The 20,759-nt window shown below is 56.5% G+C and carries 21 protein-coding genes; 6 read left to right on the top strand and 15 right to left on the bottom strand.

Going from position 1 to position 20,759, the window contains the following annotated elements:
- The first annotated feature begins 61 nt into the window (after nt 1-61).
- Entirely contained in the window at nt 62-775 is a 714-nt protein-coding gene (locus tag IIA05_05085) for a ParA family protein (GenBank protein ID MCH9026477.1), read from the top strand.
- An 11-nt stretch (nt 776-786) separates the two neighbouring features.
- Here the strand turns inward: IIA05_05085 and IIA05_05080 are convergent, their stop codons facing one another.
- The 8 genes from IIA05_05080 to IIA05_05045 form a co-directional block, all read right to left on the bottom strand.
- Nucleotides 787-1,011, bottom strand: a complete 225-nt coding sequence (locus tag IIA05_05080) for a hypothetical protein (protein MCH9026476.1) — start codon at nt 1,009-1,011, stop codon at nt 787-789.
- A gap of 201 nt (nt 1,012-1,212) precedes the next feature.
- On the bottom strand, nt 1,213-1,746 hold the full coding sequence (locus tag IIA05_05075) for a L,D-transpeptidase family protein (protein MCH9026475.1): 534 nt from the start codon (nt 1,744-1,746) through the stop codon (nt 1,213-1,215).
- An 8-nt stretch (nt 1,747-1,754) separates the two neighbouring features.
- Nucleotides 1,755-3,419, bottom strand: coding sequence for a Zn-dependent hydrolase (locus IIA05_05070; protein MCH9026474.1), 1,665 nt, complete (start codon nt 3,417-3,419; stop codon nt 1,755-1,757).
- Between the two features lie 91 nt (nt 3,420-3,510).
- Nucleotides 3,511-3,687 (bottom strand): hypothetical protein, encoded by a 177-nt coding sequence (locus tag IIA05_05065; GenBank protein MCH9026473.1) that lies wholly within the window; start codon nt 3,685-3,687, stop codon nt 3,511-3,513.
- Between the two features lie 7 nt (nt 3,688-3,694).
- Entirely contained in the window at nt 3,695-5,326 is a 1,632-nt protein-coding gene (gene pruA, locus IIA05_05060) for an L-glutamate gamma-semialdehyde dehydrogenase (protein MCH9026472.1), read from the bottom strand.
- Between the two features lie 129 nt (nt 5,327-5,455).
- On the bottom strand, nt 5,456-5,845 hold the full coding sequence (locus IIA05_05055; protein MCH9026471.1) for a hypothetical protein: 390 nt from the start codon (nt 5,843-5,845) through the stop codon (nt 5,456-5,458).
- Nucleotides 5,846-5,920: 75 nt separating this feature from the next.
- On the bottom strand, nt 5,921-7,288 hold the full coding sequence (locus IIA05_05050) for an FAD-dependent oxidoreductase (GenBank protein MCH9026470.1): 1,368 nt from the start codon (nt 7,286-7,288) through the stop codon (nt 5,921-5,923).
- A 149-nt stretch (nt 7,289-7,437) separates the two neighbouring features.
- The gene (locus IIA05_05045) at nt 7,438-7,836 is read right to left on the bottom strand and encodes a hypothetical protein (GenBank protein ID MCH9026469.1); all 399 of its coding nucleotides are present in this window, start codon (nt 7,834-7,836) and stop codon (nt 7,438-7,440) included.
- 165 nt (nt 7,837-8,001) lie between these two features.
- Here IIA05_05045 and IIA05_05040 point away from each other — a divergent pair, with 165 nt between their 5' ends.
- A complete protein-coding gene (locus tag IIA05_05040; protein MCH9026468.1) occupies nt 8,002-8,931 on the top strand; it encodes a DnaJ domain-containing protein in 930 nt (309 codons plus the stop codon).
- A 38-nt stretch (nt 8,932-8,969) separates the two neighbouring features.
- On the opposite strand, the gene IIA05_05035 is transcribed toward IIA05_05040, so the two are convergent.
- From IIA05_05035 to IIA05_05020, 4 genes are all read right to left on the bottom strand, one after another.
- Complete coding sequence (locus tag IIA05_05035) at nt 8,970-9,317, bottom strand: hypothetical protein (GenBank protein ID MCH9026467.1); 348 nt, start codon at nt 9,315-9,317, stop codon at nt 8,970-8,972.
- 130 nt (nt 9,318-9,447) lie between these two features.
- Nucleotides 9,448-9,843 (bottom strand): MerR family transcriptional regulator, encoded by a 396-nt coding sequence (locus IIA05_05030; protein MCH9026466.1) that lies wholly within the window; start codon nt 9,841-9,843, stop codon nt 9,448-9,450.
- A 200-nt stretch (nt 9,844-10,043) separates the two neighbouring features.
- Entirely contained in the window at nt 10,044-10,754 is a 711-nt protein-coding gene (locus tag IIA05_05025; GenBank protein MCH9026465.1) for an NrdJb, read from the bottom strand.
- 338 nt (nt 10,755-11,092) lie between these two features.
- Nucleotides 11,093-13,240, bottom strand: a complete 2,148-nt coding sequence (locus IIA05_05020; GenBank protein MCH9026464.1) for an adenosylcobalamin-dependent ribonucleoside-diphosphate reductase — start codon at nt 13,238-13,240, stop codon at nt 11,093-11,095.
- A gap of 457 nt (nt 13,241-13,697) precedes the next feature.
- Between IIA05_05020 and IIA05_05015 the strand changes: the two genes are divergently transcribed.
- Together IIA05_05015 and IIA05_05010 are read left to right on the top strand one after the other, a co-directional pair.
- Nucleotides 13,698-14,141: an Hsp20/alpha crystallin family protein gene (locus IIA05_05015; protein MCH9026463.1), complete on the top strand. Its 444-nt coding sequence runs from the start codon at nt 13,698-13,700 to the stop codon at nt 14,139-14,141.
- A 124-nt stretch (nt 14,142-14,265) separates the two neighbouring features.
- Nucleotides 14,266-15,624 (top strand): Do family serine endopeptidase, encoded by a 1,359-nt coding sequence (locus tag IIA05_05010; GenBank protein MCH9026462.1) that lies wholly within the window; start codon nt 14,266-14,268, stop codon nt 15,622-15,624.
- A 17-nt stretch (nt 15,625-15,641) separates the two neighbouring features.
- On the opposite strand, the gene IIA05_05005 is transcribed toward IIA05_05010, so the two are convergent.
- A complete protein-coding gene (locus IIA05_05005) occupies nt 15,642-16,385 on the bottom strand; it encodes a sulfite exporter TauE/SafE family protein (protein MCH9026461.1) in 744 nt (247 codons plus the stop codon).
- A 180-nt stretch (nt 16,386-16,565) separates the two neighbouring features.
- On the opposite strand from IIA05_05005, the gene IIA05_05000 reads away from it, so the two are divergent.
- The gene (locus IIA05_05000; GenBank protein ID MCH9026460.1) at nt 16,566-17,522 is read left to right on the top strand and encodes a complex I NDUFA9 subunit family protein; all 957 of its coding nucleotides are present in this window, start codon (nt 16,566-16,568) and stop codon (nt 17,520-17,522) included.
- On the opposite strand, the gene IIA05_04995 is transcribed toward IIA05_05000, so the two are convergent.
- Nucleotides 17,435-18,616 carry an aminopeptidase gene (locus IIA05_04995; GenBank protein MCH9026459.1) on the bottom strand — a complete coding sequence of 394 codons (1,182 nt, stop codon included), beginning with the start codon at nt 18,614-18,616 and terminating at the stop codon, nt 17,435-17,437. The genes IIA05_05000 and IIA05_04995 overlap by 88 nt on opposite strands.
- A 96-nt stretch (nt 18,617-18,712) precedes the next feature.
- Here IIA05_04995 and IIA05_04990 point away from each other — a divergent pair, with 96 nt between their 5' ends.
- A complete protein-coding gene (locus IIA05_04990; GenBank protein ID MCH9026458.1) occupies nt 18,713-19,978 on the top strand; it encodes a multifunctional CCA addition/repair protein in 1,266 nt (421 codons plus the stop codon).
- Here IIA05_04990 and IIA05_04985 read toward each other — a convergent pair.
- Nucleotides 19,922-20,737, bottom strand: coding sequence for an undecaprenyl-diphosphate phosphatase (locus IIA05_04985; GenBank protein MCH9026457.1), 816 nt, complete (start codon nt 20,735-20,737; stop codon nt 19,922-19,924). The two genes, IIA05_04990 and IIA05_04985, sit on opposite strands and share 57 nt — an antisense overlap.
- Between the last annotated feature and the right edge of the window lie 22 nt (nt 20,738-20,759).

The following is a 20,759-nucleotide window of genomic DNA, read 5'->3' as shown; positions in this document are numbered from 1 at the left end:
TGCAGTTCACAAAGAATCAAAATCAATCAGCCTTTTCTATACATAATGCGGAGAACCGCTGTTGCCGAACTCAAATCTGGCGTATGGTCTGCTCATGAAAAAGATCGTCGTGCTGAATCCAAAAGGGGGATCCGGAAAAACCACGATTGCCACCAATCTGGCGGCCTATTTTTCGACCCAGGGCATGGAGCCGACGCTGATGGATATGGACCGGCAGGGCTCGAGCATGCACTGGCTCGAAAAACGCTTTGCCGATCTTCCAGTCATTCACGGTGTAGCGGCCTACGAAAATCAATTGCGGGTAACCCGGAGCTGGCAGATGCGGGTGCCTCCGCAATCCCAGCGGGTCGTTGTCGACACCCCGGCGGCAATCGATCCGCAAGCGCTGCCGGATATTACCCGTGGTGCACAGGCAATCCTGATCCCCGTGCTGCCATCGGATATCGATATCCATGCGGCGACCGCCCTGATTTCAAACCTGTTGCTGATCGCGCGCATCAGGCGGAGCGATGGCCGCATTGGCGTGCTGGCCAACCGGGTGAAAACCAATACCTTGATTTACCAGGCGCTGATGCGATTTCTAAGGAATTTGCGCATTCCTATCGTCGGCGTATTGCGGGATTCGCAGGCCTATGTTCGCTGTGCCGAACAAGGCATCGGAATTCATGAAATGAAACCGCATAATGTCCGCAAAGACCTGGAACAATGGAAGTCGATAATTAGCTGGGAGAAAAGCAGACCGGCGAGTGCGTTGCCATCGGTGGGTGTGATCTGACGCTTCGCTGATTACCCGGTTGAATCCGGATCCCAGTCCTTGCGTATGCGGTGGGCCCAGTCTTTGTATCCTTGCAGCGTGTAAATCGAACTGTCGGCCATCACGCGACGCCCCCGCGTTCCGGCGACCTGACCCAGCCAGCTGCGGTACGCAGCCCAGCCTTCGTCGTCGGCCCTGGCGGGCCTGCTGACTGTCGGTGACCGTTTCATATCGCGATTTTTGTCGTGCAGACCCATACACACCATCCTGGTAAATCCTTGCCTCTTACAGTAATTGGCGCGCCGGGCGCAAAACAGGAACTGGTTCACAATCAGCGTCAACTGAACTTGTTGATTTTCAACGGTTTATTGAAATTCTTATGGCTTGTATGGGGGTCCGGAAACGGGAAAAATGGCCGCCGGCCAGCATCACCGGCTTGAATCCACAGGATCTACGGATCAGGGAAGAATTTCGATCGGCGTATCGATACCCGTCATCATCCAGATATCGACCATATCGGTGTTGGCAACCGAGATGCAGCCATCGGTCCAGTCCCAGGCCGAATAATATTCGCGCCCATGTTGCATTTGGTTGGGCCGACCATGAATCATGATGTTCCCACCGGGCGACAATCCCGTGCCACGCGCTGCCGACAGGTCCAGCGTATTTGGATAACTGATATGGATCGACAAAAAGTAGTCGCTGTTCAAATTTCGGCGATCGAGTAAATATGAACCCTCTGGCGTGCGGAAATCCCCTTCGGCTTCCTTTTCCCCTTCGGGGACCAGGCCGAGGCGAATATCGATCGCTTTCAGAATGCGATCGTCTTTGATCAGAAACAGTTTTCGCTGCGCCTTCAGAACCAGCACCTTGTCGGCCATCCAGCCGCTTTCTTCTGCGCTCGCAGTCGATGCGACCAAAAACAAAAGCAACACCGGCAAAACGAGCCTGCCGCTGCGCCATAACCGCTGGTTGCCGGCTGCGGCTCGCATGGGTCCGCTCAGTCCAGCCCCAGGGAATCGAGGCCCTGGACGAAATCAATATCGACCGGAATTCCGGCCGCCGTCAAGCGGTCGAGATCGGCCTGCAATTGATCGCCGATATTCCCCTTATCCGCCAGCAACCGGCTGGCGCCGGCGTAATCGCCATCGCCCTGGAGAGTCAGAATAAGCGCCGATAACGCCGCGATGCTTTCCTGCATACGCTCAAAATCAACCCGGTACTGACCGCCGTCCGGGTCGCGGCCAAACGCTCCCATATCGTGGAAAAAATTGAAGCGCACCATGTTCGCTTTACCGTGGGCGCTCGACGCGCCAAAGCGGACCGAACGGAAAATGCCGGCGAGAAAAGTCACGTAGTAATCCATCAACTCGCCGTCGTCCAGTTCTCCCTGCTCGTACAGGCTGGTAATCATATAAACACCCAGGACATCGGCCTTGCCTTCTTCCATGGCAGAAGCAAGCTCCTTGAGGGCGATACGAACCGTGCCTTGTTCATTGATGGTGTTTTTTATGCCCAGCCCATGCGCCACTTCATGAAACATGGTATTGGCAAAAAATGCGGCGAAGGTCACATGAGACCTCTGCTCTTCAACGATCAGCTCGCCCGCGATCGGCAGCATGATTTTGTCGAACTTTGCCTGCATCGCATTTTTTAGCTGCAACCGCCGGGTACCTTTCTCCAGCTGCACGCGCTCGTCATTCGGCAGATTGATCGCGATCGTTTTTGAACCGGCATTACTGTGACCCGCGTAATACAGCACATCATAGGCATTCAGGTCCGAATCAGTTCCCGGTGTTTCAACCTTGTATTCGTCCGCCACCGGCAAACCACGTTGTAGTTGCGGCAGAAAACCGACGTAGCGGCTCAACCGCCTGGACCAGGACAGGTCTTTCAACAATACGTAGGATTCAAAGGCTGCCTTGTAACCAAACAGACGATCCTCGTAGGTCTCTATCGGCCCGATGACCACATCTATGGCGTTGTTTTTCATATCCATCCACAGCATGTCGCTGGCGTAGTAGTCATTGCTGAGGAACGCCTCTGCACGGGCTTTCAGATATTCGGAAAACTGGCTGTCATCGGCCAGCGCGGCAGCTTCCCGCAGCAACTCTGCCGCCGCCGTTAACTGATGCGCGTAGGCTGCGCTGTACGGCACAAGATAGAGTTCACCCTGCGGGTTTCTTCTGAGCAGCGTATAGAGACCGTCTTTTCCAGGCAGATCGGCTGCTTCAAATTCCTCTACCGTCATGTCTGCCGGATAAAGATTTGCCCCCAGCGGTTTTGCGGGATACCCGTCGATGAATGGCGCTTCGTTGGCCAGCCGGTCCCAGGGCCCATAGTTCAATTCGGCAAACTTGCGCGCGTCCGGGTCATCGATCGCAGACAAAAACGGCTCCCTCGCACCCAGCGCCTGATCCCAGTACAGCTCGTCCATGATTTCCGATGCCCGGATCAGCTTGACCAGCATTTCCTTTTGCCGATCACTAAGGCTTGAAAGGTCGGCCGTCAGCGTAAACGGCGCGTAAATTCCCTTGCGCTTCTCCAGCCAGTTTTTCCGGCTATCCTGGCTGAGCTGAGCCGTGCTCCCGGTCGGTTCGGTCGCGCCTTGCAACGGCTGGTCCTGTTTGTCGCCAGACTGACCGCAGGCGGTCAACGCCAGCATGGCGACCAGCCCGATAACCCTGGTCGGGGAAAATTCCTCGCTCATGATTGCCTCGTATTGTCTGTGGGCGCAGGCCAATATCATAGCCGGTTCAAGCCGATTCGTCGCCGCCCCGCACAGCCAGCGTTGCCTTTTTCAGTTGCGCCGTCCAAAGCAAGGTTGCGCAGATGACCACCGCCGGCATGGCGACAAAATTAAGCACCGGCATCGTGGTCAGCAAGATAACGCCACTATCGAAACCCAACGCGAGCATCGGCCGCTTTTTCAACAGCCTGCTAGTCCTCACCCATGTGCGGATAGGGAAAATCCTGTGGCGGGGCGAAAGTTTCCTTGATGACCCGCGGCGACATCCAGCGCACCAGGTTGTAAATGCTGCCGGCCTTGTCGTTGGTTCCGCTGGCGCGGCCACCGCCGAATGGCTGCTGGCCAACCACGGCGCCGGTCGGCTTGTCGTTGATATAGAAATTACCGGCTGCGGAGCGCAGCGCCATACTCATGCGCTGTATCTCGGCGCGGTCGCGACAGAAGATCGCGCCGGTCAATGCGTAAGGGCTAGCTTTCTCTACTTCTGCAAGCGTTTCATCCATGCGCTGGTCCAGATAACGATACATGGTCAGGATCGGACCGAAGATTTCCTCGCACATCAGCCTGGAATGCGGGCTGTCGGCTTCGACCAGGGTCGGGCTGATGAAATACCCCTGGCTGTCATCGCATTCACCACCTGCCAGAATCCGGTGATCATCGCTGTTCTTTACGTGGGCAATATAACCGCTGATCTTGTCGTACGCTTTTTTGTCGATAACCGCACACACAAAATTACCGAACTCCAGCGGCGAACCCATTTTGATCCGGCTCATCTGTTCCAGCATGCCGGCTATGACTTCGTCCCAGAGGCTGGCCGGTATGAACGCACGGCTCGCCGCCGAGCATTTCTGTCCCTGGTACTCAAAGGCGCCGCGCACCAGCGCGGTCACCAGTGACTGCACGTGGGCGCTGGGATGGGCGAATACAAAATCCTTGCCGCCGGTCTCCCCGACCAGCCGCGGATAACTGTGATAGCGTTCGATATTCTCCCCGACCGTACGCCATAAATGCCTGAATGTAGGCGTGCTGCCGGTAAAATGTATCCCGGCAAGATCAGGGCTTGCCAGGACCGGCCCTCCGATTGCGGCCCCTTCGCCCGGCAGGAAACTGATCACGCCCGCCGGCAGGCCCGCCTCGCGTAGAACCTTCATGATGACCCAGGCACTGTAGGTCTGGGTCGACGATGGTTTCCACAATACCGTGTTGCCCATAATCGCGGGTGCGGTCGGCAGGTTACCGGCGATCGATGTGAAATTGAACGGCGACACGGCGAAAACAAAACCTTCCAAAGGCCGGTAGTCCATGGTGTTCCACATGCCATCGGCGGATTCCGGCTGCACCGCGTAAAGCTGCTCCATGAAATGCACGTTGAAACGCCAGAAATCCACGAGCTCGCAGGCGGCGTCTATTTCCGCCTGGAAAACCGTTTTGCTCTGGCAGAGCATGGTCGCCGCATTGATCTCGTCTCGATAAGGTCCGGCGAGCAGGTCTGCCGCCTTCAGAAAAATTGCCGCGCGGTCCTCCCAGTTCATCGAAGCCCAATGACTCTTCACACTGGTCGATGCTGCGATGGCGAGCGCAACTTCGTTTTCCCCGGCCTCGTGATATCTGCCCAACAAATGGCCGTGGTCGTGCGGCGCCCTGCTCTCTGCCACCTTGCCGGTGTGAATTTCGCGCTCCCCGACCACGACCGGAATCTCCAACTGCTGGTCCAACATGGCGGCGAGCCTGGCTTTCAACGATGCGCGCTCAGCGCTCCCTGGCGCAAAGGTGCCAATAGCTTCGTTGAACGGGGGGGGTGTACTGACAATGGAACTGGGCATGCATTTCCCCGAATTTGACCTGGTCTCGCTGGCGGAGCGGCATTGTAGCCAGTCGTGCCTGCCGCCGACAAGACTCTCTTGCCGGGGTCCAACCTATGCAGCGTTTTGCCCGCAGCCGCAGCCGAAACGTTATCCGGGATAGGCGATCCGTTTCCCCAGCGGGTTGAACGAGACCATCGCCAGCTTGAAATGGGCGAGCGCGAACGGGATCCCGATAATGGTGATGAAATACAGGAACCCGATAATCAGGTGAAACATCGTCAGCCAGACGCCGGCCAGTAACATCCAGAGTATGGCAAAAAATGTGGTACCTAAAATCCTTTGCTCACCGACTTCCTCGGCATCGACCAGCGTTCGGCCAAATGGCAGCGCCGCAAACCCGGCAATTCGGAAACAAGCGATCGCAAAGGGCATTCCGACAATCGTCAGGGCCATGATGCTGCCGGCAATTACCCAAAAGAAAAAACAGACTATGCCCGGGCCCAGAAAAAGCCACAATAAATTGCCCAGCATACTGATTGGTCCCATCGCACACCCCGCCGGACAAATGATAACAGAGCCTGGATTGCCGACCCGGTTATTGTGCGGGTTTGTTCAGCCGACCAGGGGCTGGTAGAAGGTGCTCGACAGGCGGTTTTGACGATCTACATTCCGCCGTAGCCGCTTAAAAGTCATCAGCTTGCGGCCCAGTCCCCTGGCCGCTTGCCGCTGTGACAGAAGTTTGGTCTGATTGAGCAGCGGCACGCCGCCGCTGGCTGAGCAAAACCGGTTCAGGTCGATCAGAAAATCCTCCCAGCCCTTGCCGCCGCTGCTAAATACATCGAGCGTAAAGACATCCCCGTCAGCGGCATAGGAAAGCAAGCTGGCGGGGTCCTTTGGCACGAAAAGCGCCTGGGTCGGGAGATCACAGCGGAAACCATGGTCGCGTTTGTATTGCAAACAAAAAGCGACATATTTTTCAATCAGCAGTGAGAAATCATCGGCTGGAAATGCCCAGGTGGTGTAAGTGCACCTGGCCCATTTGGGCATACGGCATCGTGGCAGGCAAACCGCCGACATTTCTGCGATACGGTCGTGTGACAGCCTCGTAAACATCTTCTGCGCCTGGAACAGCAGGATATCGAGCTGTTTGCCCCGCAGGCCGTTGCCTGGTACCAGCCGCTTCAGCAGCTGGGCCACAAACGGCACGAAGCAATTCCAACCCCATGCCCGCAATGTCGGCAGCCACTGCCTGGTTGCCGTCTCCAGCTTCACGGAATGCCGGGTCTCAAGCTGTGCCTTGTTGGAGAACGGGTACAGAGTCAGCCTGACACCGATGCCATCACCGCTTAACCCGGCCATTGCCAGCGACAGATCGTCGAGGTCCATTTGCCGACGTTCGACCACGAAGCCGATTTTGTCGCGTACCGCAAAAGTTACCTCGTAAACGATACCCAGCAGACCGAAGCTGCTGCGCATGACGTTAAGCATATCCGGCTGCTTGGCCGTCACATTGAGCTTCGTTCCTTGCGGGGTCACCAGCTTCATACCGACGACGGTCGAAGAAATCTGTCCCAGAATGCCGCGCGAAGATATGTATCGATTCGATGTGCAGGCCACGCTGCCGGCGCTGATATCGCCAAATTCCGGACAGGCGCAAAGCTGAAGCCCACGATCGGCCAGCGCCTTGACCAGGTCGTAAATGCGTACACCGGCCTGCACCCGAACGTGACGCTGCCCGAATTCCAGTATCCGGTTGAAGTTGCCCATATCGATGATCGTGCCGCCATCGGCGACTGCGCAACGAGTGATCGAATGTTGAAAACCAACGGCCCGAACCGGCGCTGGATACTTTTTCTCGTTCCTAATAATGTCAATCAGTTCGGAAACGCGTTCGGGCTTGACCACCATTCTGGGACGGGTGATCGCGGAGCCCTCCCAATTAATCGACATTGCCTTGCGGCCATCGATTATGGCTTCCATACAGTTGCCCCCGCTGTTGATTCTTGCCCTGGACTGCCCGGAGACACCGCCCCGAGAGGAGACATAATAAGCGGCCGCAAAAACGCACAGCGTGACGCAGTTCGCATTACCGCCGGACGGCGGACCGAACTACGGACGAAAATGGTGCTTCAGTGGGAAACTTCGACCATTTCCACTGCCGAGCAGCGACGGTTGCCGCTGGCCATCACCGCCCGCAAACGGTAATCGACGCCGGCAACGGTGGTTACATTCAGTACATACCTCGATGTGCCACCCGCATCCTTCACTTCACAATCGACCAGCAATACGTGTGAACCGGGCGCCACGCGTATACGGTTTTTGAACATGCCAAGCCGAGTATCGTCAACTTTGCGCAAATAAACATTCACCGGGCCATTAAAACGCAACCTGAGATCACCGGAGATGACAGATAGCAATCCGGAGGAGCCGGACCCGCCGACCGGTACGCTCGTGCATGCTCCTGCGACCAGCAAAATCGCGGCCCCTATCAACGGCGCTCTGATAATCTTTTGCGCTGGGCCGGGCATGTTTCGACTGTAGCAGTTTTTGCGGCCCGAGCATCAGCACAAAGGGCTAAACTTGAGTTCAGCGTCAAAGCCCCCAAAAAAAGGGCCATCATGGAGCGACATGTGCCGGTTGCCAAAATGGCCGGTTCCTGGTGTACCGTGATCTTGCTGCAGACGAGGCTCGAAATGAAATATCAGGATTACTACAAAATTCTCGGGGTGGACCGAAACGCGAGCCAGGATGAGATCAAAAAAGCCTACCGCCGGAGCGCCAGAAAATATCATCCCGATGTCAGCAAGGAGCAGAACGCCGAAGATCGTTTTAAGGAGCTTGGCGAAGCCTACGAAGTCCTCAAGGATGTTGAGAAAAGATCAGCCTACGATCAGTTTGGCAGTGACTGGAAGCAGGGTCAGGAATTCAGGCCGCCGCCAAGCTGGGACTCCGGTTTTTCGTTCACTCAAAGTGGCGACACTGGCACCTTCAGTGACTTTTTCGAATCGCTTTTTGGTGGCGCAGTCGGCGGCCGCTCGCCACCTCCAGGTCGCGGATTCCGGCACGGATTCGCCGCCCGCGGCCCGGACCACCAGGCCAAAATCAGGATCAGCCTGGAAGACGCCTATCATGGAAGCAGCCGCAGCATTGAGCTGAGTCGGGCGCCTAGCAGGTCATCGGCGAAACGGACGCTGCAAGTATCAATCCCTAAAGGGGTGAGCAACGGCCAGAAGATTCGGCTGGCCGGCCAGGGAGGCAAGGGCGCCGGTGGCGGGGCAAACGGAGACTTGTTTCTGGAACTTGAGTTTATGCCGCATCGAATCTTCCGCGACGAGGGGAAAAACATCTACCTGGATTTGCCGGTTGCGCCCTGGGAGGCCGCGCTGGGGAGCACGATCGAGGTTCCCACGCTCGGCGGCAAGGTATCGCTGAAAATTCCGCCGGGTTCACAGACAGATTCACGCCTGCGGCTAAAGGGTCGAGGCTTGCCGGGAAAACCCGCGGGCAATCAATTCGTCGTCCTTAAAATCGTTACGCCGCCGGCGGACAGCGCGAAATCCCGCAGCATCTACCAGCAGATGCGGGACGAACTCGGCTTCGATCCGAGAAAAGACCTGGCCTGACAGGCCTGAAGACCCGCCCCGGGGAATGGTACGAACAATCACCAGAAAGGTGTCTTCGGACAGGATTCGTTCATCGCCATTGCGAACTCGCCTGCTGCCGCATATTGCCAATAGTCCGAGTTGGTCTTGATATATTTCGAAAACGCCTGGTGCAGTTGATCCATCGTTCGTTCGCGGATGCAGTCGAGCAACCAGCGCCGGCCGCTTAAATTCCTGCCTTGCGACATCAGGAGCAGGCCATCCACAACGCCGGCAATCCAGGCCCGTTGATGACTGGCATCAAGTTGCCGGTAGTCGTCCACCGTCAGGTAAGCCTCGGCACTGACGGGTGAGCAAGACCATAACAGAATCAGGAACAAGCATGACTTGCTTACAAATCGGCCCACTGCAGCACCTGGTCGTTGGTTGGTACAACTACTCTAGCGCAGATTATTCATCAATGCGCCGGGCTAGCAGTCTGTGCGCAAAAATCCGGGTTTGTCACCCCCAGATTGCTGGCTGAGCCGATCCACGGTACTAGTCAGATTCGGGAACAAGCGGGCAGGCGCCAGACCCAATCGATGATGGCTCCCGGCAGACAATTTCCATCTGTTCGAGTTCCTCGGCCGCTGCGCGCATCTGCTCTATTTTTTGCAGTACTTCCGACCGCTTGCTTACCAGTATTGCACCGACGTCGCTACAGCTTTTGGCGCCGGCTTCCAGCAGCTTGGTTATTTCGCGTAAAGTAAACCCCAGTTTCTTCAGGCGGCGAATGTATAACAATCTTGTGACCGCTTTATCCGAGTAAAAGCGAAACCCGCCGTTTTTTGGCGGCTCTTTGACCAACCCGATACGCTGGTAATAACGGATGGTTTCAACATTGACGCCAACCTGGCGCGCAATAGTTCCGATCGTTGGCTGATTTCTACTCATGTCTCGTCTGGCTCTCCTGATTTAGACTAAGGAAGCCCTGATCTATTCATGAACTCGTATCTGTTGCCCATGAATAGATCAGGGCTTCTGATGTTAACAAATGCCCCGGCGCCGGTATGTGGAGGAAAACCCTGTTTTTTCGCAAAAAAAAAGCGGCCCGAAGGCCGCTTAAAGTCAGACAGGCCGCATCCTGCAGCCCATCAGCCGCACTTGGAATCCCCGCAATTAAGACAGGTCATGCACCCATCGAGGCGGACGAGGGCCGCGGTGTTGCACTTGGTGCATAATTCAGCGCCCTCGGGAAAGTCAGTGTTGACAAACGCGTCGGTTTGCCTGTTTTGCTCGATAAATTCTGCACGTTTTTCTTTGACCATCCGGCGTTGATGCTCGTCCAGGCCGATTTTTCCGAGCAAACCGATTTTCTGTAAATGCCTTTCGATGATATAGCCCAGTTCCGCGATCACCGATGGCATGAATCTGCCGCCAGGCAGCCAGTAACCGCCACGTGGATCGAAAACAGCTTTCATTTCCTCGACCAGGAACGTGACATCGCCCCCTTTTCGAAACACCGCGGACATCATCCGCGTCATCGCGACAATCCACTGGAAATTATCCAGATTTTTTGTATTGATAAATATCTCGAACGGTCTGCGGCCTTCATGCTCTGTGCCGGAATTGAGCACGATATCGTTGATGGTAATGTACATCGCATGATCCATGCCCGGGCTTTTCAGCTTGTAAGTAGACCCTTCCAGCATCTCCGGCCGTTCCAGTTTTTCGTGCATCTGCACAACTTTGGGTTTGGCCTCCGATTCCCGGTCCGCTTTGCCGGCTGATTGCCGGGCGCCTGCCGCATCGCCTCTGTCAACCCGATAGTCAACTATTTTCCCCTTGATCTTGACGGGCTTCATTCTTCAATCTCCCTGACCTGCGCACCTGGCCCGTCGCTAATGTTTTCAGGTTTGGGCGAGCCGTCAGCCACATGCCGCTCCAGCCAGGAAGTTACGGGTATGTCCTGGTCGTCCTTGACCATCAGTCCAGCACGAAGCCAGTTCTGACGGCCCGCCCAAATTTCGAAAGTTGTCTGCTCTTTCCGTTTTTTCCAATTTCGTAAATAAACGCCCACTTTTCCCCTCTTGCCCGGTCAAGGCATCGATCCCCGCTGCTGCCAAAAACGATGGGGACCGTTAAATCGGTTGCGGTTCAACGATCCGCCTTCCAGGTCAGGAGCGCTGACTCCCTGTCGTTGTCAAAATTTGCCGTAATAGCCTTCTTTCAATGCATCGAAAAGATTGGCCGCGCTGTGCACTTCGCCATCGTATTCAATCTCTTCGTCGCCTTTTAATTCCATTTCAGTTCCATCTTCAAGCGTGAACACATAGGTCGTGTTTTTCAGGTCCTTTTCCTTGACCAGCACGCCCTGAAACGCTTCAGGGTTAAACCGGAAAGTAGTACAGCCCTTGAGCCCCTGCTCGTAGGCGTAGATATAGATGTCCTTGAATTCTTCGTAGGGAAAGTCCGTCGGGATATTGGCTGTCTTGGAAATGGAAGAATCTATCCATTTCTGTGCAGCCGCCTGGATATCGACATGTTGTCGCGGACTGATATCATCGGCGGTGACAAAATATTCCGGCAACTGGTTATCGGCATTTTCCGGGTTCGGACTGGCATTGGCATTCACCAACTCCCGATAGGCCAGTAATTCGAATGAGTAAACAGCGACTTTTTCCTTGGTCTTGCGGCCTTCCCTGATCACGTTGCGGAAATAGTGGTGTGCAAAGCTGGGTTCGATTCCATTGCTGGCGTTATTGGCCAGCGATAACGATATCGTCCCGGTTGGCGCGATCGAATTGTGATGGGTAAACCGGCTACCCACTTCCGCCAGCTCTTCGACGAGATCCGGCGCTACTTCGGCGACTTTCTGCATATAGCGACTATAGCGGGCATGCAAAACCTTGCCGGCAATCCGCGCGCCGACCTGCCAGCCGTCACGTTTCATCTCCGGTCGCTTGCGCAGCATTTCCGCCGTGACTTTGAACTCCTGGTTCATGATTGGCGCCGGGCCTTTTTCACGACTGAGCTCCAGCCCCGTTTCCCAACCGGCCAGCGCAAGTTCCCTGGCGACTTTCTCGGTAAATACGATCGAATCCTTCTGGCCGTAAATCATGCGCAACATGGTCAGGGTAGAACCCAGACCCAGGAAGCCCATGCCATGCCGTCTCTTGCTGACGATCTCGTCGCGCTGCTTACCCAAAGGCAAACCATTGATTTCCACGACGTTGTCGAGCAAGCGAGTGAACACCCTGACGACCTTCCGGAACTCCACCCAGTCAAAGCTCGCGTCAGCGGTAAACGGTTCGCTGACGAACCGGGTAAGGTTTATCGAACCCAGCAGGCACGAACCATACGGCGGCAATGGCTGTTCGCCACAGGGGTTGGTCGCGCGCACATTTTCCACCCACCAATTGTTGTTCTGCTCGTTGACCCGGTCGATCAGGATGAACCCCGGCTCGGCGAAATCGTAAGTGGAAGTCATGATGACATCCCACATCCGCAGAGCCGGCATGGTCTTGTAGATGCGACAGGCCACCAATCCTTCGTCGTTGCGGACAAAATCTCCCTCGCCCGGCCACTCGCGCCATATATACTCATCGGCATTCTGCAAATCGAGATTTTCTTTGACCACCTCCCGGCGACTGACCGGAAAAGCAAGATGCCAGGGCTTATCCTCCTTCACCGCCCGCATAAATTCATCGGTAATCAGCAAGGAAAGATTGAACTGGCGAAGGCGGCCGGCTTCGCGCTTGGCGCGAACGAATTCCAGCGTGTCCGGATGACCGACATCGAAGGTGCCCATCTGAGCGCCGCGACGTCCGCCCGCCGACGACACCGTGAAACACATTTTGTCGTAAATATCCATGAACGACAACGGTCCGGATGTATAGGCCCCTGCACCGGATACATAGGCGCCTCGAGGCCTCAAGGTCGAAAATTCGTAGCCTATTCCACAACCGGCCTTCAAGGTCATGCCCGCTTCCTTGACCTTGTCCAGGATTTCCGCCATCGAGTCGTTAATCGTTCCGGACACCGTGCAGTTGATGGTCGAAGTCGCCGGTTTGTACTCGGCAGCGCCTGCGTTGGATATAATGCGGCCAGCCGGGATAGCGCCTTTGCGGAGAGCCCAGATAAACCGCTCGGCCCAGTAATCCTGCTTTTCGGGTGCTTCAACTGCGGCCAGCGCATTGGCGACCCGCAGATAGGTATCATCGAGTTTTTGGTCGATGATTTTTCCGTCCTTGGCTTTGAGTCGGTATTTGGTGTCCCAGATGTCCAGCGAGGCGGCCTGAAAGGTAATCTCTCCCAAGTCCTTTGGGTCGATTTTTCTAGCTGTTTTCATAACCCGGCTTGGTGCCCCCTTCCATGCAATGCTTGGCATCGCTTGTTATTTTTTGCGCGTTTTACCCATTTTTCAGGGGCCTACGTGCCAATTTCCCTGTTCCTGAATGACTTTTCAGCCATCGCCATAAAAATTCAGGAAAACACAATATGTAGTGTCGGGGAAGAGAGATTATGCTGCCGTCTGGCAGCTGTCAAGGTATTTTTATCTGGGGAAAACTCTATAAGTGTCAATAAGTTATGGAGTAAACATGAATTTCTCTATTAAATACAGGCGTCTGTATGAAAAAAGCGCTGGTTTTGCTGCACCACAAGATATTGTGTTCACCGGATTCTGACATGTTTTCCACAGCTGGTTAACAGGTTTATCCCCGCGCAGCCAGTCGGGGGCTTGAAATTCCGCCAACTGACCATACAAAAAGGGCAGGTAAAAAATTGAATGACTCGGAGGTACAACGATGAACATGATTAGCTATCAACCGTGGGGTCTGATGCACAGGCTCCACCATGACCTGGATCGGATCCTGGACCGGCAATGGCGGGACGAAGATGACACCACTTCCCCGGTCAGCGACTGGTTGCCGGCCGTAGACATCGAGGAAGAAGACCAGCAGTTCGTTCTGCGTGCGGATATCCCCGGCGTCGACCCGAAAGACATTGATGTCACCATGGAGAACGGTGTCCTGGCCTTAAGCGGTGTACGCCACGCTGAAACGGAAAAACACGACCAGGCATACCGGCGCGTCGAACGCGCCAGCGGTAGCTTTTACCGGCGCTTTAGTCTGCCCGATACCGCGGATTCGGATCGAATCACGGCGAAAAGCAAGCTGGGCGTACTCGAGGTAACCATCCCCAAGCATGCTGAAATCCAGCCAAAAAAGATCGATATCCAGGTCGATTAAGGCCGCATTGCATACAGGTCATGGAAATCGGGTGGAACTTTCCACCCGTTTTTCCTGTCCGCCGTTTGCGGTTGTATAATCGGGGTTCCGGTGAACGGCCGGACCAGACAGAATCGGAGCACGCATGAGAAACAACAGAAAATTTCTTGTCCCGGCAATACTATCCATCCTGGTCAGCCTGCCGGCCGGCGCGGGCATATTTCCGATCGTCGATGAAAATGGTACGCCCACGCTGGCGCCGCTGATCGAAAAAGCTGCACCCGCCGTGGTCAATATTGCGACCACAGGTATCGTGAAAACCACGGGCCGACGTAACAACCCATTCCAGAACGACCCCTTCTTCCGCCGGTTTTTCAACGCTCCGTCTCAGCCCCATCGCTTTCAAAGCGCCGGTTCCGGCGTCATCGTAGACGCGGAAAACGGTTACATCATTACCAACAATCATGTGGTCGAACATGCAGATAAAATCACCGTCACGATGTTTGACGACCGGGTATTGCAGGCAACCGTGGTTGGCAAGGATCCCGCTTCAGACCTCGCGGTACTGAAGGTCGAAAGCAATGGCCTGCAGGATATCCCACTGGCGAATTCGGACGACGTCCGCGTCGGTGACTTTGTGGTTGCTATCGGCAACCCCTTCGGCCTGCAGCATACGGTTACCTCCGGCATCATCAGCGCTCTTGGCAGGCACGGCATCAACCCGGACGGTTATGAGGACTTCATCCAGACCGACGCATCGATCAACCCCGGCAACTCCGGTGGCGCCCTGATCAACCTCAATGGAGAGCTGGTCGGCATCAACAGCGCCATCATTTCCGGTGGTGGCGGGAATATTGGCATCGGTTTTGCCATTCCGTCGAACATGGTCAATGCAGTCATGAAGCAGATCATCGAATTCGGTGAAGTTCGTCGTGGCCTGCTCGGCGTGCAAATCTATTCGCTAACGCCAGCGCTGGCGAAAGAGATGGCAAAAGAAAACGCGCTGGGAGCACTGGTCTCTGAGGTCAGTGAAGATTCGGCCGCCGCCAAGGCCGGAATTGAGCCCGGCGACGTCATTATCGAGATTGACGGAAAAATCGTTAAGGATTCGGCCGAGCTGCGCAATACCATCGGCATGAAGCCCGTTGGAGAGCAGGTGCGCATCGGGGTCTGGCGCGATGGAAAAACCAGGACTGTCCTCGCGCGCCTGGGCGAGCAGGTGCAAAGCACTCCCCTGGCCGGCGCCGATGTACACGACGGGCTGGAAGGCGCCAGTTTGCTCGGCACCGGCCCGGCAGATAAACACGACGGCGTGCGGGTAGTTAGCGTTGAGCCAAACAGTCCTGCCGCAAAACGTGGACTGCGGCCTGGCGACATCATTACGGAAGTCAATCGTCGCGACGTGGACAATCTCAAGCGATTCCGCGAACGGTCCGCAGGCGCGGAAGCATTGCTGCTAACCATCAGGAGGGGAAATAATCGTCTTCTGATACCGATCCAGTAGGCACCCGGACTGGCCTGTCATGAAATCAGCATCTTCAGGCCCACCATCATCAGCAGGATAGCCAGTGCCCGCCGCAGCCCTCGGGTTGGGGCGTTGTGCGCGATCGCCGCTCCCAGCGGCGCACCGAACGAGCTGGCCACCGCGATGCCGGCCACCGCGGGCCAGTAAACATAGCCGCTGCAAAATTGCGGCAAGCCATCAGCGTTGAGGCCCGCCAGGATGAATCCCGCGCTGCCGGCGAGAGCGGCCGGCAACGTGCAGGCAGCGGCCGTCGCAACCGACCGGCGGATGTCAACGCTGCACCAGAGCAGATATGGGTTGGTCAGTACTCCGCCGCCGATACCGCCCAAAGCCGCAACCGTGCCGATCCCGATCCCCGCAAGAGCCATTCCGGTTCGGCCCGGCATTGCCCGGTCCCCGACGGGCTTGCTGCCGATAACGATATGCAGGGCAATCAGCAACAAAAGGCAACTGAACAAGAATTTAAGTTGTGGAAAATCCAGCGCGTTGGCCAGCGCCGCGCCGGCCAGACCCCCCGCCAATATGCCCGGCACCAAACGCCTGAAAGCCCGCCACAAAACAGCGCCGCGCCGATGATGCGCGTATATCGAGCCGAGCGAGGTCGGCACGATCGTCGCAAGCGATGTACCGATCGCCAAATGCATCTGCACCGGCTCTGCGACCTCCATCCCCGCGTACACCCAGGCCAGCACGGGCACGACCACGAGACCGCCGCCGATGCCGAAACAGCCGGCCAGCATACCGGCAACCAATCCGGCGGCCGGGAAGATCCACCAGCCCGGCAGGTTGGCAAAAATTTCGAGCAAGCCAAAAATCTGCTTATCCAACTTTCATCCTGTCGATAATGCGCCGATTAAAGCACAATAGGACTCAGTGAAATCCGCCTTGCCTGGCGGTCAAAGCCGTTAGTGGACTGGAATATGAAAAAATCTGTCATCTGCGTGCTCGGTGGAACCGGCTTTATCGGTCACCGCTTGCTCGCCCGCCTTGCCAACCAGGGTCATCATCTTCGCGTACCAACCCGCTATCGCGAAGACCACAAGGATTTGCTGGTCTACCCGGATCTTGAGCTGAGACAATGCGATATCCACCGGGAGGAAACACTGGTTTCGCTGTTCGAAGGCTGCGACTCGGTCATCAACCTGGTCGGGATATTGAATGAAAAAGGTCATGACGGCAGTGGCTTCAGGCAGGTACACACAGAACTCAGCAAGAAAGTCGTGGAGTCCTGCCTGCGCAACCGGGTGCCGCACCTGGTCTATCTCAGCGCCCTCAACGCGGACGGCGAACGAGGAGCCAGCCATTACCTGCGCAGCAAGGGCGAAGCGGAGAAAATTATTCGCCGGTCCGGGCGGGAACTGGCCGCTACGATACTGCAGCCTTCGGTCATTTTTGGACCAAGCGACTCCTTTACAAATCGCTTCGCCGGTTTGCTGCGAATACTGCCGGTGTTCCCGCTCGCAGCCCCGCGCGCGCGCATGGCACCGGTTTATGTCGAAGACGTGGTCAGCGTGATCACGCTGTGCCTGGACGATCGGGCGTTGCACGGCAAGACGCTGCAACTTTGCGGACCGCAGGTTTTCTCGCTGCAGGAAATCGTGCAGCTCATTGCCAAATCCATGCAATGCAAGCGCCTGGTTGTCGGCCTGCCGGACAGTTTGTCCAGCCTGCAGGCAACATTGTTTGAATACTGGCCGGGGAAACCCTTTTCTCGCGATAACTATCGTTCACTGAAGGTTGACAGCCTGTGCAGCGAGGACGGTTTTGCGAGGACCGGCCTCAGCCCCCATCATTTCTCCAGGCTGATACCCCGCTGGCTTGGCCCCGCAATGACCAGGGACAAGCGCGATTTGGCGCGGCGGACAGCCGGACGCTGACAGTGGGCGCGCAAGCGCTGCCGCCGGGACTCCTTGTCCTTGACCGCAGCCAGCTCGGTCGCCAGCGCCAGGAAAACATCCAGCCGATCCGCAGCGGCCCGGTGCAACAGGCACCGCAGATCCGGCAGTAAGTCATAGTACGTAGCCACCGAGACCAGGTGTGCGTTGTTCAGGTCCTGATCAAAGAATGCCGCAAAATTCTCAAAGTCCGGATGCTCATTGCTGAGCTGATGAAATTCTTCCTTCAACTCGAAAAATATCCGTCTTTTGCCCTGCCGTTTTTGCTCCTCCGAGTCGTCCGCGGCATACAGAATTTTCAGGCTTGCGCGGGCAGCGCCGGTAATCCTGGCGAAAATCGCCCGGCTGACGTGTCTGTCGTTATAGTCGGCAATATCATTGCTTGATTGGCGCGACCGCAGCCATTTGGTGACGGCGTATTCCTCGACAACCGTGGCAAACGCCTCGCTGAACTTCGAATCGCTTTTGACGTACAGCCACTGATGAGCCAATTCATGAAAAATCACGCCGGCCAGTTGCCAGTCGTCCCAATAAATCATGGTGTTGAAAACGGGGTCGTTAAAACGACCCAGCGTTGAGTAAGCTGTGATCCCGGCAACGTAAACATCGTTGCCTTTTTTCGCCATCCGCCGTGCGTAACGCTGCGCGCCGGCCTCCTTGAAGTACCCGCGATAGGCGACGCAACCGATAATCAGGAAGCAAGAATCCACCGGCTCGATCGAAAACTCGGGTGCGGCGAATACATTCCATACCGCGAAGGGTCTTTGCAAATCTGCGTAATAACGATAGCTGCCATTTTCCGGCAGCCCCAGGGTATCGCTGGCAAAATTCCTGATTTCCTGCACTCGCCGAAGCCGTTCCTTCAATTCCGCATCGGTATCGGGGTCGCGAAGCAACTTGTCGATGGACTCCCTCTGGCCTAGAACCCGCATCTGCCCGCCGATAGCCTGCGCGTAGTAAGTCAGGCTGCAACCGTTGATGCCAACCAGAACCAGGCAAATCACGAGCATGGGGAAAAGACGTTGCGGGCGCACCGGCGACCTAAAAAACCAATTTCCGGCCCGTCTTTTTCGCATATCTCTCCCTGGCCAGTGTCGTCCCGCGCACCGAACGATGCATGTGACATTGTACTGCAGCCGAACGACAGGCGGACATTCGGTTAATATTCCCGCATGGAAATATATCTGGTCGGTGGGGCAGTCCGTGATCGCTGTCTCGGGCTGCCGGTCCGGGAAAAAGACTGGGTTGTCACTGCGGCGACTCCAGAGGAAATGCTTCGCCTCGGGTATCGCCAGGTCGGCAGGGATTTCCCCGTTTTTATTCACCCCGAAACCGGTGAAGAATACGCGCTGGCCAGAACGGAAAAAAAAACCGCGCCAGGGTACAAGGGATTCGCGGTTCACGCGTCACCCGATGTGACTCTGGTGCAGGATTTGCAGCGCAGGGACCTGACCATCAATGCGATGGCGGTCGATAGCGAGGGAGAATTGATCGATCCCTGTGGCGGACGCGAAGACCTGGAAAAAAAGAAACTTCGGCATGTTTCTTCTGCATTCAAGGAAGACCCGGTTCGCCTGTTGCGGGTTGCGCGCTTCGCAGCTCGCTTCGCGGATTCCGGCTTCACGGTCGCTGAAGAGACCATGGAACTGATGCGCGGCATGGTCGCCGACGGCGAGGCCGATTCACTGGTGGCAGAGCGGATATGGCAGGAAACGCAAACCGCTTTGCAGGAACCGCGCCCACAGGTTTTTTTCCAGGTCCTGCGGGATTGCGGTGCGCTGGTGGTCTTGTTCCCCGAACTGGAAGCGCTGTTTGGCGTTCCCCAAAATCCAAAATGGCACCCGGAAATTGATTGTGGCGTGCATATGATGATGGCGCTGCAGCTTGCGGCCAGGCTAAGCGATGATCCGGTCGTTCGCTTCGCTGTCCTGGTCCACGACCTTGGCAAAGGCACGACGCCGAAGGACGAGCTGCCAAGACACATCGGCCATGAAAAACGTAGCGTGGAACTGATACTGGAAATGAGTGCCCGCCTGCGAATACCGAATGCATACCAGGGACTGGCCCGGCTGGTCGCGCAGTGGCACGGGCATTGTCATCGAGCCATGGAATTGAGGCCCGCGACGCTACTGAAATTGATCGAAGCAACCGATGCCTGGCGCCGGCCACAAAGGCTGGAGGATTTCCTGACTGCCTGTGAAGCGGACTACAGAGGCCGCAAGGGATACACCGAACGCGACTATCCCCAGGCCGACCGGGTCAGAAACATGGCGCAACTGAGTGGCGGAATTGCGGCCGAATCCCTCGACCTGGATGGCCTGAAGGGAGAGGAAATCGGCGCCCGGCTGTCGGCAGCCCGTTGCCGGGCCATAGCGGATGCGTTAAAAAAACAGGCCGGCGGCGGGCCAGGAAACGCCAACAATAACGGCGGCCATTAGCAACCGGTAAATGACAAAAGGCAACATCCCGATGCGTTCGAGCAGCGACAGGAACCAGCCGATCGTCAGGTAAGCACTGACAAAAGCGACCACGGCCCCAATTGCAAACACGGACCAGTCGACCGCCGCGGGCTGCTTCATCAGCACCCACAGTTCGAGTGCGGCCGCCAAGGCAATAACCGGAATCGACAGCAGGAACGAAAAACGGGCGGCTGCCTCGCGGGTCATGCCAAGCGCCAGCCCGGCGGTAATCGTTAACCCCGACCTGGACGCACCTGGAATCAGGGCTAACGCCTGGGCCAGTCCAATCAACATGATTGCCCGAAAACCGATGCCGTATTCATCCCGGCGAGGCTTGCTTGCGACATCGGCCAGCAACAACAGCAAACCGAAACCGGCGGTTGCTGCCGCAATAATCATCGGGTCGCGAAGCTGGTCGGCATAAGCGGCGACCGCAAAACCCACGATCCCGACCGGTATGGTGCCGAGCAAAACACCCCACGCCAGGCGGCCATCGGCCGATAATTCCCCGCCGGCAAACGTCGCCAGCCAGGCGCGCGCCATACGCCCCAGTTCGTCATGGAAATACCAGATCACCGCGCACAGAGTGCCCAGGTGAAGGGCAACGTCGAAAGCAAGGCCCTGGTCTGGCCAGCCCAGCAACCGGGGCATCAGGATCAGGTGGGCGGAACTCGATATGGGCAGGAATTCGCTCAGCCCCTGGACCAGGGCCAGCCAAAAGCTGTGCAGTAAATCCATTCCTTGAATTACCTCTTGCCGG

Source organism: Pseudomonadota bacterium (genome assembly GCA_022572885.1).
Taxonomy (GTDB): Bacteria; Pseudomonadota; Gammaproteobacteria; order Steroidobacterales; family MnTg04; genus MnTg04.
The sequence above is the reverse complement of the archived record's forward strand: the minus strand, read 5'-3'. Positions and strand labels throughout refer to the sequence as shown.